This window comes from Roseateles sp. PN1, assembly GCF_038419725.1.
GTDB lineage: Bacteria > Pseudomonadota > Gammaproteobacteria > Burkholderiales > Burkholderiaceae_C > Paucibacter_A.
Map to the genome: position 1 here is coordinate 1 of NZ_JBCARA010000027.1, position 3,694 is coordinate 3,694.

4 protein-coding genes are annotated in these 3,694 nt (G+C 60.6%); 3 read left to right on the forward strand and 1 reads right to left on the reverse strand.

Annotated features, from left to right (window positions below; all coding sequences use genetic code 11):
- The coding region (locus AABB87_RS22935) for an agmatine deiminase family protein (protein ID WP_341973589.1) at window positions 1-362 on the reverse strand (362 nt) is incomplete at its 3' end.
- 101 nt (window positions 363-463) lie between these two features.
- Between AABB87_RS22935 and AABB87_RS22940 the strand changes: the two genes are divergently transcribed.
- The 3 genes from AABB87_RS22940 to AABB87_RS22950 form a co-directional block, all read left to right on the forward strand.
- The gene (locus tag AABB87_RS22940; RefSeq protein WP_341973590.1) at window positions 464-1,354 is read left to right on the forward strand and encodes a LysR family transcriptional regulator; all 891 of its coding nucleotides are present in this window, start codon (window positions 464-466) and stop codon (window positions 1,352-1,354) included.
- A 194-nt stretch (window positions 1,355-1,548) separates the two neighbouring features.
- On the forward strand, window positions 1,549-2,601 hold the full coding sequence (locus AABB87_RS22945; RefSeq protein WP_341973591.1) for an agmatine deiminase family protein: 1,053 nt from the start codon (window positions 1,549-1,551) through the stop codon (window positions 2,599-2,601).
- Between the two features lie 65 nt (window positions 2,602-2,666).
- A partial coding sequence (locus tag AABB87_RS22950) for an agmatine deiminase family protein (RefSeq protein WP_445944905.1) occupies window positions 2,667-3,694 on the forward strand: 1,028 nt, incomplete at its 3' end.

The window sequence follows — 3,694 nt, forward strand, 5'->3', positions numbered from 1 at the left end:
CAGGCATTGAAGCGAAAGCCGACCGCCTTTTGCGTGACTTGGTTTTCGTCGACCAGAAAGATCGGTCCGCAGTCGCGCAGCCAGTTGTCCTCCACCGCCATCGGCACCACGCTGACTTGCGGACCGCACATCTCACGCGCCCGGGCAGCCAGTGGCGCATGGGCTGCCACGATGCAACGCTGATAGCTAGCGACAGTGCGGGCCAGCAGGCCAAAGGCGCGGCAAACGGCATCGTAATGCTCACCCCACAGTTCCTCGCGGTTGCTGAGTACCGGCCAGCCCAGCCAGGTGGCGGCCATCGGCTCCCATTCGGCGGGCATGCGCAGACCAGCGCTTCGGCAGTCGAATTCGTTCGAGTTCAAGGTATCCCTCTTGTTGGCGTTTCGGAATAGGGGTTACTGTGATTTGAATTTCATGTATAGAAAAGCGACATTTATTGGGTTAATTGATCAACTCCACTCATATGTCAAACACCAGACTGCCTTCCTTCAAGTTTCTGCTCGGCTTTGAGGCAGCGGCTCGCCTGGGCAACTATTCGCGTGCGGCGGACGAGTTGTGCGTCTCGCAATCAGCCATCAGCCACCAGATTTCGCAGTTGGAAGAACAGGTCGGGCAGCCGCTTTTCCGACGCAAGGGTCGCGGCGTAGAGCTCACGGTGGCGGGGCGCCTACTGCTGGACAGCGCCACCAAGTCACTCGAACAGATCCGCGGCGGCCTAGCGCGTATCGAGACCTATATGGATGAGAACCTGGTCACCCTGGTGTGCCCGGCCCCGGTTGCGCAAGGTTGGCTGCAAGCACGCGTGGAGCGCCTGCTGCAAGAGCACCCCCTGCTGTGCCCCATCATCTCGATCGACGAGACGGCCCGCTGTATCGACGAGATGGACGTGGACATTGCCATAACGCGAGAACCACTTAGACAGCAAGGCGTCTTCGAAGTGCCCCTACTCAGCGACGAATTAGTCGCCGTCTGCACACCCGAATTGGCCCAACGCCTGCCCGCGGCTCGCCCCGAGCAACACGCACAGCAAACGGGTCTGCTGTGCCATGAGGGCGACCTCACCAGTGACCGCGTCGGGCCCTTCATCCGCGAGCATTTCAGCGCGCTACGCAAGGTGGCTATCTACGATGACACCCGCCTGGTATTGGATGCAGCCCTGCGCGGCCGTGGGCTGGCCTTGTTGTCGAGCTTGCTGGCCGACGATGCGCTGCGCAGCGGGCGGCTTGTGAGAGTGGCGCCCTATCCGACGCTGCCTTTGGGCACCGTGTGGATCTCCCGCACCGCCGGGGAATCACGCCTGCCACTGGTGCGCGGCGTGTTCGACAGCTTGCTGCGTTACTCCCAGTCGAACTGAGATTGATATGAGCAGAATCGATCAGTGAGGCCAATAAAAATCAGTATTGCAGATGGGTTGAAGCCGTCAGAATTCGCCACCCTAGTAAAAACCCTGAATTTATGACGACGAGACGAGCCCTCTTGGGCATTGGTGGCCTCGGCTTGGTGAATGGCCTTTTGACTGCTTGTGGCGGCGGCGCAGAACCACAAAGCATGGAACCCGCTCCTGCTCCCAAACCGCAGCCTAGCCCGACACCCAACACCGACGTTTGGCGCATGCCCGATGAAGCTGGACCGCATCGCGCCGTTTGGATGGCGTTTGCTGCACGCGAGGCCGTTTGGCCTGCGGCATTGCGCCAGCCGGTGCAGCAAGCCCTGGCCCGCATTGCCAATGCCATCAGCGCCTTTGCGCCGGTGAAGATGTTGGTCAGCCCTGATGACATCAGCCAAGCGCAGCGGCTTTGTGGCCCCGGCGTGCAGTTGGTGACTCATGAAATCGACGATTTATGGATCCGAGATACCGGCTGCTTGTTTGTGAAAAACGGTCGTGGTGAACGTGCGGCCGTGAACTTCAACTTCAATGGCTGGGGCGGCAAGCAGAGCCATGCCCGTGATGGCACTGTCGCCGCTCGCATGGCCGACATGGCAGGTGTGCCACTGCTGCGCAGCAGCCTGGTGCTGGAAGGGGGCGCCATTGAGGTCGATGGCCAAGGCAGCGCCATCATCACCGAGAGCTGTGTGCTCAACGCCAATCGCAATCCCGGCGTGAGCAAGGCGCAAGCCGAGCTCGAACTCAAACGCGTCTTGGGTCTGGAGAAGATCATCTGGCTACCAGGCATTGCCGGCAAGGACATCACCGACGGCCATACCGACTTCTATGCCCGCTTCATCAAGCCCGGCGTGGTGGCGGCCGCATTGGAGCGCGACAGCAGTTCCTTCGACTACGCGGTGACCCGCCGTCATCTGGAGCTTCTGCGCACTGCCCGGGATGCTCAAGGCAGGCCACTTGAAGTCGTGACGCTGGAGTCGCCAAATCAAGTCCGCCCCGCGTTTGCGAGCCAAAACTTTGCGGCCGGCTATGTCAACTTCCTGCTGACCGAGAAAGCACTGTTCTTGCCCGAATTCGGCGATGCAGCGGCCGACCGGGCTGCTCGCGCCACCATGGCGGCCCAATTGCCTAATCACCAAATTGTGCAGATTGACGTCGACGCGATCGCAGCTGGCGGAGGTGGCATCCATTGCACCACCCAACAAGAGCCCGTTTAGACTGCAAACTCAGCCAGGAGTCCCCTATGAATCCCTATCTGACTCGCCGCCGCCTGCTGCAAGCGATGAGCTTGGCCTCTCTCGGCAGTTTGCCTGCCCAAGGTACCGCCGCTGCGGGCTGGCATATGCCCGATGAAGCTGAGCCGCACACCGCCACTTGGATGTCTTTCGGGCCCAGCGAAGAGGTCTGGGGTCGTCGTCTTCTTCGGCCCGTGCGCGAGCATTTGGCCGGCATCGCCCGCACTATCTCAGCGTTTGAGCCGGTTCATATGTTGGTTCGCGAAGAGGACCATGACCTCGCTGCACGCCTTTGCGGCAACAAGATCAAGCTCTTCGTCCAGCCGGTGGACGATCTATGGATGCGCGACACCGGCCCGGTGTTTGTGAAGAACACGGCCGGTGAGCTTGCCGGCGTGGACTTCAATTTCAATGGCTGGGGCGGCAAGCAAGCGCATGACCGAGATGCCGAAGTGGCCGAATTCGTGTGTGAACAAGCAGGGGTACCGCGCCTCAGTACGCAGTTGGTTTTAGAGGGCGGTGGCATTGAAGTCGACGGTCAGGGCACGGCCATCATCACCGAAAGCTGCGTTCTCAACCGCAACCGCAACCCTGGCCTCAGTAAAGCAGCTTGCGAGACCGAACTCAAGCGCCTGCTTGGACTACAGAAGATCATCTGGCTGCCCGGCATTGCCGGCAAGGACATCACAGACGGTCACACCGATTTTTACGCCCGGTTCGCCACGCCCGGTGTTGTTATCGCCGGCTTGGACGATGACCCAAACTCCTACGACCATGCGGTGACCCAAGAGCATCTGAGAATCCTTCGCCAAGCCAGCGATGCACGCGGCCGCCGCCTCAAGGTGGTCGTTCTCAAAGGCCCGGGACGCGTCCGCCCCACGCTCGAATCACCCGAGTTTGCGGCCGGTTACATCAACTTTTATGTCTGCAATGGTGCCGTGATTGCACCTCAGTTCGGGGACGAGCGCGCGGACGCCAATTGCCGCTCAGCTTTACGAGAGCACTTCCACGGTCGCGAAGTGGTTCAACTCAACATCGACGCCATTGCCGCTGGAGGCGGAGGAATTCATTGCAC

Excerpts from the sequence above, each read along its gene's own strand:
- AABB87_RS22940 (WP_341973590.1), top strand. The coding sequence starts at position 464 with ATGTCAAACACCAGACTGCCTTCCTTCAAGTTTCTGCTCGGCTTTGAG.
- AABB87_RS22945 (WP_341973591.1), top strand. The coding sequence starts at position 1,549 with ATGGAACCCGCTCCTGCTCCCAAACCGCAGCCTAGCCCGACACCCAAC.